We start from the raw sequence: 13,720 nt of genomic DNA, 5'->3' as shown, positions 1-13,720 counted from the left end.
AGAGCGTTACTTTGATCTTTTTTAAATCATTAACCCCAACATTGCCTTGTGTGTTCGTATTTATTTGACTTTGAATACCCTCAAGAAAAGCATGTGACTTGAAATAGTAATATAAATAAAGACCTACTACTTTTAAGGGGTTAGGCTTAATTGTCACACATGAATAAGATACTAAGAAATCTCTGTCTATATCAATATAAGATACTGTGCCAATAGTGGCGTATCTAGCCATTATCACATCACCTTTGGCACTTTTAATTTTATTTGATAGCTTTAAATAATCCTTTTTACTAACTTGCTTACATTGTTCAAAACTGATGTTACTGGCAAGCTCGGTTAAGTTACCAGTCATTACATAAGGTATACCTTTATCAACTGATTGAGGCATATAATGATCAACATCACCAATAGCATTAAGTGCATAATGCATATTAATAACATCCCAATGCTCAGGCACTTCACCCAACCACTCAACACCTGAATCTTTTATTGGGGCTTGTGGATTGAGGCCTTTAGTCACTGCATGGCTGATCACTGCTTGACGCTTTTCTTTTAGTAACTTAATCAGTTGTTGCTGCTTTTCAATCAAGGTATCGATTTTAGCGGTTTCGTGATCGAGGAAATTGGCAATATTTTGTTGTTCAACTTTTGCAGGCAAAGCGATGATAAGATCTTTGGTTTTCTCTTGATTCATAATTCCGATGGTGGAGGAATTTGAGTTTTGAATCATTTGCTCGCTTTGTATTGAAAGCGCATGCATTAGGAAAAAATCATCCACACGATAATTGGGGCTGATCACATTAATTTGCTGATTACATGAAAAAGGCGTCAAACAATGGGCAACTTTTCCTAAAGTTGCACCGATCCCAATAACTAAAACTGAATTAGCTTTATAAAGCTTTGAATCTTTAGTGTTTACTGACTCCCAAGTAACATACTTATTAGCTGAACTTAAACTAGAACCATTATGAAAATCACTCGGTGAAAACCAAGGAACTTCATTTTCATCTGTAAAGGAAGTGGAATCTTTAGGTGTTCCTCCTGTGCTAATCAAGTCAGCAATATATTTAACAGAAATAGTTTTCCAATGCGAAGGAATGCAACCAACCCACTCAACCCCTGAATCCTTATACTCAGAATATGCCTGATACTTGCTAGCCTTTAACTCACTCATGCGAACCTCCAAATTGAGATTTAAACCAATTGGGCAACAAGTTGTTGCCCAATTGCCCGTACAAGGTTAAAAGCTCGGCATTCACTTTAACAATGGCTTTTTGCTGGCTTAATGCCACTTTATGTTTAAGCTCAGTAAGCCATTGTTTATGTTCTGTTCGTTGTGGTGATTTTAGGTGTTTGTTTTTATACATTCTCATCATCCTTCAAAGCCCAAAATGGATGCGTTGCCCAATTTTCAGGAAACCCCATATTTCTAACAGGTACTTCTGGGTGCTTAACTATTAATTGAACAAGCTTGTCTGTCCATTGGCTGTCGGGGCTTACTTCTTTCATTAGGTGTGCCAGCAATAATAAAACGGAGTATAAGCGTTTTGCAGGCTGTATATGGCTATTAGGCAATACTGTGGGTAACTGCCATTCTGCGTCTCTTAGTAGCTTGGGTGCAATAGGTAACTCCCTATTCCATAAGCGAGCATGATGTGCACAACAATTTCTAATAAAGGTAAGTGTGTGTAACCAACTCGCAAACTTATCCTGAGGAACATTAAAGCGCTTAGCGATAGCTTTTCTGTCGGAGTCTTTAACTAACCCTTTATATAAGTGAGAAAGCTCGCCGAGTGTTAGCTCTTCAATTACTGCCCAACACGGTGGTAAATTAGGCTCGTTATAATGGCTCACATAATATCGGCAATAGTTTTCACGTTGCTTTAGATTAATTAGTTCCGCTTTTTTTTGGGGGGTATGTTGCGGCGAATTATTAATTTTTGCAGCTTCTCTTGCCAAAATGCCGCGCTCTTTATCCTGCTTATCACTTAATGATTTAATTAATCGATTATGATCATAATTGCGATTAAAGTGATTGCGGTCAATGTACCAGTGAGAGCCACTATAAGGCTCATCGTCTTGTTGATACTTTGGGCCCATAACATTATTAAACATGGAGCGGGTAGCAACTTCAATGCGCTCAACCGCGTCCATAATTAACAGCCTAAGCTCTCGGTCAAAAGCATACAAAGCAACCACTTGTTTAAACTCACTGCCTTCATTAAATGGGTGCTCTTCATGGTGTAACTTTTGAAAAGGCCGCATATAGGCTGATAATCTAAAAAAGCTAATAACCTCCAAATAATGTTTAGCTCGTTCAGGTTCTTTTATACTTAGCCCACGCTGCTGGAGTAATGCTATTTGCTCATCAAGGCTAATCGAGGGTTTGAAAAACGGGATCACATCAATTCCCTATCGAAATTTTTAACTAGATGACATGTATTTTTTAAATAGGAGGAAGTTATTAAGGCGTAGAAAAAAGAAAACCCGCACAATTTCAGCATGAGTTTTGATAAATCAAAGCACATAGGCTTGGCGGGTATATTGCGTATTATATTAGTTTTTAATGACGATAAGGTCAATAACAATAGTAAATTAATAATAGTTATTTGTTGGGTTTTAACCCACCATGAGGTTAGCTTTAGCTGCAAAGTCACTATATTTGATGACTTAAGATCGCAATATTTCATTACGAATGCACCTCTTGCAACAACTTCATAATGTCACTGCTCACAGCATCAAGCTCTTCGTCAATCTCGGTTAAATCACGTGGTGGTTGGTACTCATAAAAATGGCGGTTAAACGGTATTTCGTAGCCTACTATACCTAGCTCGGCGTCTTTGTCATCGCGCTTAGTGTCGTTTATCCATGCATCACTTACATGGGGTGCTACCTCGCGGTTAAAGTAGTTTTCAACCATTTGGGTTGTGCTGATACTTGGTTGAGCTGAGCCGTTTAAATAAGCCTCTTTTAGCGGTACATTTTCATTATCGCGTAAGTCGCCATCTTGCTTATAAGTAACAACTTTACCTTGCCACTTTGTTACATTACCTTGATATTCAAATGCACCGTACATTGGGCTTGCTGAATCTTTAAATAATTTATCAACCACACATTCTGCCGCTGGGTTTTTAAAGGTAATGGCATCGAGTAGTTGTTTTTTCTCTTTAGTTTCGAGCTTAATATCTAAGACTTTAAGCGCTTGTGTGTAGGTAATGTCAAATTGGTTAAAATCGTCTGATTGCAGCTGCTTGCCACCCGCATCATCGCCTAATTGTGTTTGTAACTGCTGCGCTTTTTCCATGAGGGATTTTTGGAATAACCAAAGCTTAGGCTCTAATACATCTTTAATTTGTTTTTCTTTCAGCTCGGGGAAGTCAGCTTTAATAATGGCTCTTGCTTCAATTTCGACAGTGCTTAAATCACCATATTGACTATTACCCGAACTGCCACCTAAATTATCCGTAGACCACTCTTTACCAAACTTTTCATACAACGTCATCATGGCTGTATTGTAAGGCTTAGGAGCAAAACGCAGTGATGCAATGGCTTCATCAGTTACTTGCGCTGACAACCTAAGTGGGCGCTCTATAGTGATACGGCGATAACCAAACTCATAGGTATTAAATATTTTACTGGCAAAGGTTTTTGCTACATCGGCTTTAGGGTTAGCCGCTTGGCGACCTCGGCTACTTTTAGCTTCGGTTGGTTTAGTTAAGCCTAACTCTTCAAGTGTTGTTGTTTCTACTTGTTCAAAGTTACCAAAGCTGCGAGTGATTAGTTTTATGTCGTCTTCGCTCATAATGTTACGTTTAGAACCAAGAGATTTACGCATTTTACCGCATAGGTTAGTACCATTAATTAGCTGAACTTTATTTTTACGTTCTGAGTTTTTACGCTCAGCGCTTTGCTGCTGCGCTTTTTTGTTCGACAATACCCATACATAGGTAGCAATACCTGTGTTGTAAAACATATCAGTCGGTAAGGCTATAATTGCCTCAAGTAAGTCAGACTCTAAAATATAACGGCGAATTTCGCTTTCACCACTGCCTGCCCCGCCCGTAAATAAAGGTGAGCCATTTAGAATAATACCAATACGTCCGCCGCTGTTAGTAACATCTGCAGAGGTATCGCGCATTTTACTAATCAGGTGCATTAAAAATAGCAATGAACCGTCTGATACCCTTGGTAAGCCTGCACCAAAACGACCACCAAAACCTTTTAGTGTATGTTCGTCTTTAATATCGCCTTCAATCTTTTTCCAATCGACCCCAAACGGAGGGTTAGATAGCATGTAATCAAACTTATCGACTGCTAGCTGATCATTCGATAAGGTGTTACCTAGTTTAATGCGGCTTACGTCTTGCCCTTTAATAAGCATATCGGCTTTACAAATAGCGTAAGACTCTGGGTTTAACTCTTGGCCAAATGCACGCATAACTGCATTAGGGTTAAGCTCGTGCACGTACTCCATACCTGATGATAAAAAGCCGCCAGTACCTGCTGTTGGGTCGTAAATGGTGCGAATAATCCCTTCTTTGGTTAGGGCGTCGTCGTCTTCCATAAATACAAGTGAGGTAGTTAAACGCACTATATCGCGTGGGGTAAAGTGCTCACCTGCGGTTTCGTTAGAACTTTCAGCAAAGCGACGTATTAGCTCTTCAAACACTAAACCCATATCGTGGTTTGATATAGCTTGTGGGCTTAAATCGTATTTAGAGAATTTTTGTACCACTTTAAAAAGTAAGTTGGCGTCATCTAATAAACCAGCAAACTCATCAAACTTTAAGTGCTCAAAAACCTCGCGGGCATCAGCTGAAAAACATTGAATATAACGTTCAAGATTGGCTTTAATATCGCTTTGACCCATTTTGCCTAAATCCATAGGCGAGGTATTAAAAAAGGTTAAGCCGTTTGTAGCTCGCATTAATAGCTTTTCTTGCGCATCTTCTGGTAAGTTTAAAGCTTTAATGCGCTCAAACTCTGCTACTACTGCATCTTTACTTGGTGCGAGCACACACTCAAGACGGCGTAGTAAGGTGAAGGGTAAAATAACACGACCATATTGAGACTGTTTAAAGTCACCGCGAAGGAGATCAGCTACTGACCAGATAAATGCAGCGGTTTGAGAAAAGTTATTATTAGTTGTCATTTTAATCTTCCATAAAGTAATCGCTATCGAGCGCTTTTACTTCAAATACATGTTTGGTGCTTACGCCTAAATTATGGGTAAGCATGAGTTCGGTTAGTTGTGCGCCATCCACCAGCACTATGCGCTTTTCTATCATGCCTACGTATTCAAGGGCATCTTTACTAAAGCTGCTGGTGGTAATGAACACGCCCTTTTTAGCACGGTGCATATCAAGCGCACCTGCAAAGGCTTGTATATCTGGGCGGCCAACTGTTTTATTGGTATAACGCTTGGCTTGCAAGTATATCATTTCAAGGCCAAGTTTATCTTCTTTGATTACACCATCAATACCACCATCTTGCGTGTATTGAGTGGCTTGGCCTGCATCTTTGCGTGATCCGCCGTAACCCATGGCGAGCATTAAATCGACCACTAGGTTTTCAAAAAATACGGGGGATGCTGCTAATATCGCTTTTAGTATTTCGTCACTTAGGTTGGTATTGAGCGTGTCTACTGCAGCTTCTATGAGCTCTTCAGGGGTTTTATCAGCGTTATTACTTACTATGCTGGTGGTGTTTACTTGTGTGGGCTCACTTGAATCTTTAGAGCGTGTTTTAAAATCGAGGAAAGCATCGAACTTACTTAAGTATTGGTTATTAATTGGCTCGCCCGACTCTATTGCAGCTAGCCCTTTTTGTGTGATTTTACAAAAGGCTCTTTTGGGTTGCTCTATTAAACCTGCTTGCACTAAGTAGGTTTTAGCCCAACCCAAACGGTGATAGGCATAGGTTTGCTTACCGCTCGGTATGCGGAGCTTTAGTTGATCGGCACTAAGCCCAAGTTTACGGTAAACATTGGCATCAATATCACGCAGTTTAACGGTCTTACCATTTGCTAAACATGCTAGCAACGGGGTCATAAAAGATTGGTAATCAGGGAGTGACACAAGTATTCCTTTACAGCCTAAGAATGGGGCTAATCCATTAATGTATATAAGGATACTATATAAAGTTATGCTATTTATCAAAGCAAACTCTGGTTTAACTTTTACATGGTAGTTAAATGATAAAATTGAGCACCAAAGGTGATCGAATATAAGAGCGATCACTCTTTAAAATTAAACTCGAACGACTTTAAATAAACTTAATTCACTGTTAATAAAGGAAATAATATTTTTTATTTGATTATTTGGTAGCTTGTTCGGTTACTTCCTGTTTTTTATTTTACCGCCTCTAGCCATTTAACTACCCTCTCTATATGCAAGTCTACTTGAAGAGTCGTTTTTTACTGATTGCAAGACACGCCAGTAATGAGCTAATATCTTTCGAAGAGCAGAACTTCCTTTTTGAAGAATGCTGGTTAGTAAGTAAAAAAGACTAAGCGCTACTTTACATTGATTTAATTTTTGAATTAAATCGAACCTCTCATTCAATGAGTTTCTTAACTCACTTTTATACTTTTGGTCCAAGCTTACTAGCATAACCAAGTATTTGTTGTAACAGTAAAATATTCCCTCCGTTCATCATAAAATGACTCGCGAAAGTATGCCTTAAAGCATGGCTACACTGCCCCTTTGGCAAGTTAATATTGGTTTTACTTACAGCGCTGTACAACGCTGAAATAGCAGCTAAGGCTTATACCAACCTACATAAATCTTTGATCAATTTAACGAATTAAATTGCACTATAACGTCGTTAAAAATTTTTTATTTAGAACAACTAGATACAAAAATTTTTGTCTAGTTCTAGCGTAATTTTCTTAATGTTAAATAGACCCCATATATAAGCAGATTGGTATTAGTTATTACAAACGTTGAACAATCATTAATAATTAAATTATAAGCATAAAAAAACCCGCAAATTTGGATTAACAAATTTGCGGGTTTCTTATGGTTTTCGAATAACGAGTTCAAAAACCTTTATTGGTGGAGCTGGGGGGATTTGAACCCCCGTCCGAAAAGCCTCAACCGTCGGTACTACATGTTTAGTATCGTCATTTAATTAACCTTTAAATCTCGGACGAACACGATAGATAAAGGCGAGGCCGCTTAGTTTTAACGCTTCAACCCCGGCCAGGGTTTCCGTCGCGATCAGGTGTTAGGGTGACACTCCAAAATCCAGTCCACAAGAATACATGGAAGGAGCGCTAGCTAGCCTAAGCTGCTAGAGAGTAGTTATCGTCGTTTGCGATTACTTTAGGTTGCGGCTGTTTAACGAGGCAAACCGCACCTCGACATGCACCTTGGGCGTCTTGAATTCCGTCGAATCCTAATCAGCCCCTGAATCAGTAAACTCATTCAGAGCGTGCGAGCAGTATAACTGAGTAAGGCGCTGATACTCAAGAACTAACTCGCTTTTATTTTATCTGTTAGGACTCGCTGACCTTTTAGGTTGAAATTTGTTCTATATAGAGGTGATTTAATTGCGGCGCGAAGTTTGTAGCCTAGCAGTAGGTAGTAGGCTAAGTAAAAATCGAGCAACAATGAGTAAATAGCCCTTGGAGCGAGCCCAAAGGGCAGCGTGTTTGGCATTTATGCTACGTTATCGCCTATCTATGGGGAACAACCGCACAGCATAGGCTTTGCCTTGCATAAAAACCAAATACACTTCGGCAAATTTAACTTCAAAAAATAAGCAGGCCCTCATACTAACTGCCTATTAAATAATCATATTTTTATAAATAGCTGCATAGTTAAACAACATTTACTTAACACGAGACTCTAGTTGTGCTCCAATAGAGTGCTGGCTTTTTTGATCGGATTAAAAATGCACCTTAAAGCAATAATAAATATAACAATTATAATAACAGGCACATTAAGTAGGGAATAAATAAATGTCGGTTTTTTCATTTAATGAAGAAACGGGGTACTTATCTTTAATAGCACACCCTGTTGATAGTGGTTTTCCAATAACTGCAACGCAGTTAATTGAACTGCTAGAACAATCTGACTACTGTGATTTTGACGTTATTTCGGCTAACATTGGTAAACTTTTTTCTCAAAGCAAAGATTATAAAGAAGAGTCGTTAATTATTGCTCAGGCTGTAAATGCAACTGTTGTTATTAATGTCGATGAAAAAGGCATGGTAGCAGAAGCAACCATTACCACTACAAAAGGTGGTTTATTATTATCGATGGAAGGTGCGCAAAAAGCACTGGCTGATGCCGGTGTTAAAAAAGGAATAAGCCCTCGCGCGCTTGATTCCTTTTTAGGTCAACAGTTTGAACAACCAGCAGGAAGCTCTTACAGTGCAATAATTGCTCACGGACGTAACCCTAAAGATGGCAAAGATGCTAGATTTGTCCGTTTATGCTCAACAGCCCAAGATCGTGTGCTTAGCCCTCAAGCAACTCAAGGCGGTAAGGTTGATATGAAAAACCTTGGCGCAATCATCACGGTAAAACCAGGTACACCTCTTATGCAGCGCATACCCGCCACTCGCGGTGAAGATGGCTACACTATATTTGGTGAAATTATTCCTGCTACACCAGGAAAAGAGCACCAATTACAACCTTTCGAAGGGACTAAAATAGACCCCAACAACCCAGATATACTTATTGCAGATTGCAAAGGTGTACCCGTTGCTTTGCCTCGCGGTATGCGTGTAGATGATGTTTTATGCTTTGATAACATTGATGTAAGTACTGGCCATGTCGATTTTGATGGTAGCGTAATAATCAGCGGTGATATAAAAGACGGTATGCATGTTAAAGCAAACGGCGATATTACCGTTATAGGGTTTGTAGAATCAGGTATTGTTGAGAGCAAAAGTGCTGTAACAATTATGCAGGGGGCTATTGGTCGAAAACGCGAAAACAATGAAGCATTTACATGCCATATTACAGCTTTGCGTACTATTTCAATTGGCTACGCTCAATATTGTAATATAAAAACAGAACAAGATTTATTTATTGAACGCCAAGCACTGCATTGTGATATGAGTGCAAGGCGGTTAATACGCGTTGGTAAAGCAGATAAACCTCGCGGTAAAATTATTGGTGGCAATATTTTAGACGCTATGCGTATTGAAACCGGCGAACTCGGTGCACCAGCGGGAACAAAAACTCGTGTGCTTTTAGCACAAAACTGGTTTGAACTTCGTGACAAGCAGATCCAGATTGCTGATTTTGAAAAAGTGCTTGCAACTAAAGTAACTGCTTTAAAACAAGCTCGTAAAAAAGCGGGACAAGTTGCAGAGCCCACTCAGCGTCAGCAGTTATTGAATAAAATAACCGAAAATGAACAACATATAAAAGCACGTACAGAGCATGTTAATCGTCAAAAATTGTTGATTAAGCGAAAAATCACGCAATTGCTTTCAAGTTGCCGCCTAAAAGTGAATGAGTTAATGCACCCAGGGGTAGAACTTAAAATAGCAAAAGATTCAAAACAGTTTTCGCGTATTTATCCACCCCATTTATTAAAACTAAATGAAGGAAAAATTACTCAGTCATTTTAGTTTCGGTGCCATCTTGTGTATCCACTTCGGCGTCACTATCATCTAGTGGCGCTAACGGCCAACCACCTAGTTGCTGCCAACGATTTACAATTAAACAATACAGCTCAGCGGTACGCTCGGTATCATAAAGTGCTGAATGTGCTTGGCTGTTATCAAATTCAATACCGGCAGCGCGGCATGCTTTAGCCAATACAGTTTGCCCTAACGCAAGTCCTGCAAGAGTGGTTGTATCAAAACTTACAAAGGGATGAAATGGTGTTCGTTTTATATTATTACGCTCTATAGCTGCATTTAAAAAGCCATGATCAAACGCTGCGTTGTGCGCCACAATAACAGAGCGTTGACACCCTGCTGCTTTTTGAGCTTTGCGTACCACTTTGCAAACTTCTTTAATAACGTCTTCTTCTGGCACTGCGCCGCGTAATGGCGAAAAGGGATCGATACCATTAAACTCAATTGCAGCTTGCTCTATGTTTGCGCCTTCAAATGGCTCTACATGAAAGTGTACGGTATGATCTATGCTGAGCAATCCTTCGTCATCCATTTTTAAAACTGAAACGGCAATTTCTAGTAAAGCGTCTGTATTTTTATTGAAGCCCGCTGTTTCAACATCAATTACAACCGGAAAAAAGCCACGAAAGCGTTTTGCGAAAAGTGTTTGCTCAGTATTTGCCATAGTATTCTTGGTTTATAGGTATAAGCCCACTATTATGTCAAAAGTGAGTACCTTTCGGCTAGTGCATTGCTAGATTAATTGCGCCTTAAATTGTAGGCATGTAATTTGCTTTAAAGTTTAAGCTAGCTAGGTGTTATTGACCTTGAAATATAATTACTCTGTATTTTGCCAAATTATTGGCATGAAAGATGTGTTGGAGCATGCCCCATGAAGTTTAAGTTGCTATTAATTAGCCTGAGTATCACCAGCGCACTATGCCACAGTAGTGCCTATGCTGCTATGCGCCAATATACAGCTAATCAAGATAACTCTAACTGGGAAGTGGTTAAAACAACAAGGCTACAATGCCAATTAAATCATGAAGTTCCTTACTATGGAGAGGCTATTTTTAAAGCTTCAGCAAGTAAAAACAAAAATCTCAGCTTTCATTTAGATATGGTTGTCAGGCCTGAAAATTATGACATAGCGGGTTTAAAAGCAGTCCCCCCTACTTGGCGTGCGGGCTTACCTACACGCGATATTGCCAATATGAAGCTACTCAAAAAGTTTGACGGTGAGCTAGACAATAAAACATCATGGGAGATGCTAACCGAACTTGAAAAGGGCTTTTACCCTACCTTTTACTATCAAGACTGGCAAAACAGTGCCGATAAAATTGCCGTTGGTATTTCAAGTGTTAATTTTAAACAGGCGTATTGGGCATTTTTACAGTGTCGAGATGAATTACTCCCTTATAGCTTTGAAGACATTTCATTTACCATTATGAATTATCAATCAAATAGCAGTAAGTTAACTAAATCTTCGCAGCAGCGTTTAGATAAGATTGCCGAGTATTTAAAAAACGATCCGAGTATTGAATCCATTAGCATTGATTCGTATACCGATAGCTATGGTGGACGTTGGAATAACCTTGACCTTTCACGCAAACGTGCAAAATCAATTAAAGATTACATGGTTAGTTTAGGTGTTGATGAAGCAAAAGTGCAAACAACTGGTTTAGGTGAAAAACGCTTTGTGGATACAAACGAAAATATTTTAGGGCGTAATAAAAACCGTCGTTTAGTTATCCAAATAGCTAAAATGTGATCACACTGAGGGCGCTTTTAGTCTTGGGTTTTTAATTTGTCGATTTCAAAAATTTGTCTCCAAATTGAAAAAAACCTAAACTAATCAAAATAATAACAGCGCCTATCAGCAACTCTCGACTAAGCATTTCATTATTTAGCCATGCACCTAACCCTAAAGCAAAACTGGGGGTAATTAAGGTAGTAAGTGCTACTGTACTTGCATTTAAGTTTTGTAAAACATGAAAGTAGGCAAGCGCACCGATCAGTGATCCAAACACGCCTAAATACCCAATAGCCCAAAGTGATTTTGCGCTCCAATTTGCAGTATTCAACTCTCCATCGAGTAACCACCACGCTATAAAAAATAGTGGCGTTACAAAAACTAAAGCACCAAAGGTGGTCGCCATTGGGTGAATTGCTATTTGTACTCGCTTTATCATTACCCCACTTAAGCTAAAAAAACACACAGCCATAAACACATAAAGTAGGCCTATACCTTGGGTTTGTGAGTGCTGCACTTGATTGTAACTAACAAAATATAAACCGATTAATGCACATGCCAGTGCCGTTAACTTAATTGGGCTAAATTTGGGTTCGTTTAGTAGTTGCTGAGCGAGTAATCCCGACAAAATCGGCGCTAGACCAAACATGAGTGAGATAATTCCTGAGGGAACCGTTTTGGCAGCCATATAGCTAAGTAACATGCCACCAAAAATACCAATGCTCGAATAAAAATAAAGCAAGCACGCATTTTTACTCCAAGGTACTCTAATATTCGTAATAGCAACTATTAAGCCGCCTATAAACAATCCCACAAGCATACGCATGAGGACTGCAAGTGTTGGCGATACGCTTTCGCTGCTCCACACTATCCCTAGCGGCGTTGTAGACCATATGAGAACCATTAAAAAATACGAAGCTTTAACAGGCACGTGCCATCCCTATGCTTTTTATAAATGAATATATTAAAGAATAAATTATACGCTCACTACTGTATTTTAGTACTTTTTAAACACTAAATGCCTTAATAAATACAGCTGTAAATTGTAAGTTACATTTTAATTGCAGCGTTTTATTATAAAACTATTTAAGTTTTAGGTAACTAGTTATATCGTGCATGTATATTAATAATAATTAAGGTAATTAAGTGCTTAAAAATAAAACAATAGGGAGCATGTTAATTGTTGCAGGAACCACTATTGGTGCCGGAATGCTAGCATTACCGATTGCTTCTGCCGGTCTTGGTTTTAATACCGCATTAGTGCTAATAGTCGCGAGCTGGATGTTAATGACTTACACAGCGTTGCTTATGTTAGAGCTTCATCAGTACGCACCACGTGATGCTACTTTAAATACTTTAGCTAAACTTTGGCTTGGAAAACGCGGGCAGTATGTGGCTAATTTTTCGATGATTTTCTTATTTTATGCACTTTGTGCCGCTTATATTGCAGGTGGCGGAGCACAGCTCCAAGAGCGTATAAATATAGGTTTAAGTGTGAATATAGCACCACAACTTGGTTCAATTGTATTGGCGGTCATAATTGCGAGTGTAGTAACACTAGGCACCAGTAAAGTAGATAAATTAAACAGGGTGTTATTTACAATAAAAATCATTGTACTTGCTAGCTTGTTCTATATGTTAACGCCCTACGTTCAAGGTAAGCACTTATTAGAGATGCCAGTAGAGCAAGGCTTAATATTGTCAGCGATCCCCGTTATATTTACCTCATTTGGCTTTCATGGCTCTATTCCATCTATTGTTAAATACGTAGGCCTTGAAATAAAAGTACTGCGCAAAGTAATGATCGCGGGTGCTGCTCTGCCTTTAGTGATTTATATTTTTTGGCAATTACTGAGCCAAGGTATTATGAGCCAAGCTGATTTACTCAACAGCCAAGGCCTTAATGGGTTTGTATCTAGCGTGGCAGGTATTGCGCATAACCCAAACGTAACGACCGCCGTTAAGTTATTTGCTGATTTAGCCCTTGCAACATCATTTTTAGGGGTGAGTTTAGGTTTATTCGACTTTTTTGCCGATGCATTTAAAAAAGGTGACAATAAAACAGACCGAATTAAAACAGCCTTAATTACGTTTATGCCACCACTTGGCTTTGCATTATTCTATCCTCAAGGCTTTATTATGGCTTTAGGTTATGCGGCAATTGCACTTGTTGTTCTTGCTGTATTTTTACCCGTGGCAATGGTTTATAAACAACGCCGTTCTTCTTCAGTCAAAGCGGGTTATAAAGTCCGTAGCGGAAATGTAGGACTTGGAATTGCAGCAGTGTGCGGAGTTACTATTATTACTGCGCAGTTTATGCAAATGGCGGGGCTTATTCCTGCTATCGGTTAAAGGTTACTGCTTTTTGTTTAAATTTAGATAATAAA

General features: G+C 39.1%; 10 protein-coding genes, 1 other RNA gene and 1 pseudogene. 3 read left to right on the top strand and 9 right to left on the bottom strand.

The window, feature by feature from the left end:
* From P20495_RS20700 to ssrA, 7 genes and pseudogenes are all read right to left on the bottom strand, one after another.
* Window positions 1–1,174, bottom strand: a 1,174-nt coding sequence (locus P20495_RS20700; RefSeq protein ID WP_050548476.1) for a restriction endonuclease subunit S, incomplete at its 3' end; no start/stop codon positions are given.
* Complete coding sequence (locus P20495_RS07535) at window positions 1,167–1,367, bottom strand: hypothetical protein (protein ID WP_008137079.1); 201 nt, start codon at window positions 1,365–1,367, stop codon at window positions 1,167–1,169. The genes P20495_RS20700 and P20495_RS07535, both read right to left, overlap by 8 nt.
* Window positions 1,360–2,403, bottom strand: coding sequence for an Abi family protein (locus P20495_RS07540; RefSeq protein ID WP_008137078.1), 1,044 nt, complete (start codon window positions 2,401–2,403; stop codon window positions 1,360–1,362). Before P20495_RS07540 ends, P20495_RS07535 begins: the two co-directional genes overlap by 8 nt.
* 286 nt (window positions 2,404–2,689) lie before the next feature.
* Complete coding sequence (locus P20495_RS07545; protein WP_008137077.1) at window positions 2,690–5,152, bottom strand: class I SAM-dependent DNA methyltransferase; 2,463 nt, start codon at window positions 5,150–5,152, stop codon at window positions 2,690–2,692.
* A gap of 1 nt (window position 5,153) precedes the next feature.
* Window positions 5,154–6,077: a restriction endonuclease gene (locus P20495_RS07550; protein WP_008137076.1), complete on the bottom strand. Its 924-nt coding sequence runs from the start codon at window positions 6,075–6,077 to the stop codon at window positions 5,154–5,156.
* Window positions 6,078–6,606: 529 nt separating this feature from the next.
* Window positions 6,607–6,714: pseudogene (locus P20495_RS21650) on the bottom strand (site-specific integrase); the annotation flags it as partial.
* A 339-nt stretch (window positions 6,715–7,053) separates the two neighbouring features.
* Window positions 7,054–7,410, bottom strand: a transfer-messenger RNA (tmRNA) gene (gene ssrA, locus P20495_RS21645).
* Between the two features lie 553 nt (window positions 7,411–7,963).
* On the opposite strand from ssrA, the gene P20495_RS07555 reads away from it, so the two are divergent.
* On the top strand, window positions 7,964–9,589 hold the full coding sequence (locus P20495_RS07555) for a DUF342 domain-containing protein (RefSeq protein ID WP_008137073.1): 1,626 nt from the start codon (window positions 7,964–7,966) through the stop codon (window positions 9,587–9,589).
* Here P20495_RS07555 and rnt read toward each other — a convergent pair.
* Window positions 9,573–10,265 carry a ribonuclease T gene (rnt, locus tag P20495_RS07560; protein WP_008137071.1) on the bottom strand — a complete coding sequence of 231 codons (693 nt, stop codon included), beginning with the start codon at window positions 10,263–10,265 and terminating at the stop codon, window positions 9,573–9,575. The genes P20495_RS07555 and rnt overlap by 17 nt on opposite strands.
* Before the next feature lie 207 nt (window positions 10,266–10,472).
* On the opposite strand from rnt, the gene P20495_RS07565 reads away from it, so the two are divergent.
* Window positions 10,473–11,351: an OmpA family protein gene (locus tag P20495_RS07565; protein ID WP_007379022.1), complete on the top strand. Its 879-nt coding sequence runs from the start codon at window positions 10,473–10,475 to the stop codon at window positions 11,349–11,351.
* 31 nt (window positions 11,352–11,382) lie between these two features.
* On the opposite strand, the gene P20495_RS07570 is transcribed toward P20495_RS07565, so the two are convergent.
* Window positions 11,383–12,264 carry a DMT family transporter gene (locus tag P20495_RS07570; protein WP_033016020.1) on the bottom strand — a complete coding sequence of 294 codons (882 nt, stop codon included), beginning with the start codon at window positions 12,262–12,264 and terminating at the stop codon, window positions 11,383–11,385.
* A 215-nt stretch (window positions 12,265–12,479) separates the two neighbouring features.
* Between P20495_RS07570 and P20495_RS07575 the strand changes: the two genes are divergently transcribed.
* Window positions 12,480–13,685, top strand: a complete 1,206-nt coding sequence (locus P20495_RS07575; RefSeq protein ID WP_008137068.1) for an aromatic amino acid transport family protein — start codon at window positions 12,480–12,482, stop codon at window positions 13,683–13,685.
* Window positions 13,686–13,720: the final 35 nt, after the last annotated feature.

This window comes from Pseudoalteromonas sp. BSi20495 (genome assembly GCF_000241185.1).
In the GTDB taxonomy this organism is placed as follows: domain Bacteria; phylum Pseudomonadota; class Gammaproteobacteria; order Enterobacterales; family Alteromonadaceae; genus Pseudoalteromonas; species Pseudoalteromonas fuliginea.
This window is presented reverse-complemented; position numbering and strand designations above follow the sequence as displayed.

What these genes read in the sequence shown, in the direction of transcription:
- P20495_RS07555 (WP_008137073.1), top strand. Translation starts at nt 7,964, where the DNA reads ATGTCGGTTTTTTCATTTAATGAAGAAACGGGGTACTTATCTTTAATA.
- P20495_RS07535 (WP_008137079.1), bottom strand. Translation starts at nt 1,367, where the DNA reads ATGTATAAAAACAAACACCTAAAATCACCACAACGAACAGAACATAAA.
- P20495_RS07545 (WP_008137077.1), bottom strand. Translation starts at nt 5,152, where the DNA reads ATGACAACTAATAATAACTTTTCTCAAACCGCTGCATTTATCTGGTCA.
- rnt (WP_008137071.1), bottom strand. Translation starts at nt 10,265, where the DNA reads ATGGCAAATACTGAGCAAACACTTTTCGCAAAACGCTTTCGTGGCTTT.
- P20495_RS07565 (WP_007379022.1), top strand. Translation starts at nt 10,473, where the DNA reads ATGAAGTTTAAGTTGCTATTAATTAGCCTGAGTATCACCAGCGCACTA.